The sequence below is a fragment of the Lactobacillus sp. 23-2 genome (genome assembly GCF_044902225.1).
GTDB classification, from domain to species: Bacteria; Bacillota; Bacilli; order Lactobacillales; family Lactobacillaceae; genus Lactobacillus; species Lactobacillus absianus.
The window spans coordinates 1-422 of sequence record NZ_JAOQBX010000078.1 but is presented as its reverse complement, the minus strand read 5'-3'; the positions used below and the strand labels follow the sequence as shown (position 1 = coordinate 422).

Annotated in this window: 1 protein-coding gene; it reads right to left on the bottom strand. The window is 46.0% G+C overall.

Annotated features, from left to right (window positions below; all coding sequences use genetic code 11):
* On the bottom strand, positions 1-422 hold a 422-nt coding region (locus OCH80_RS10220), incomplete at both ends, for a transposase (protein ID WP_404540669.1).

The window sequence follows — 422 nt, the reverse complement described above, 5'->3', positions numbered from 1 at the left end:
TATTCAGTGCCAAGCTTCAAGAAACTCTTGCAGGTCTTGAAGAAGACCTCGATGTCCCATCTTTTGCCGTAAATTCTGATGATCTCATTTTCATCGATCGTCATGTCCGTGCAAATAAGAGCGATCCAGTCTTTGCGGTTGGAGCGATTTCTTACGCAGACTATTCTGGCATCAATCTGGGCACCATCTTTTGTAGGATCTCCAACCTTTACAGGGACGGACAGGAGATATCTCGAACGGCCTCGACGTTTCTTACATGCGCTGAAGATCTGCTTGACGTTCATCCGCTTTCCTTCGAAATCGTATGTGATCTTGGAACTCTTCTTCACCATGGCGATAACGTTTAGGTCACGTTGCTTGATCTGGACAATCTGATGAGGATTGGAGAACCAAGTATCGAACATGACGTACTTGGCAGTGAG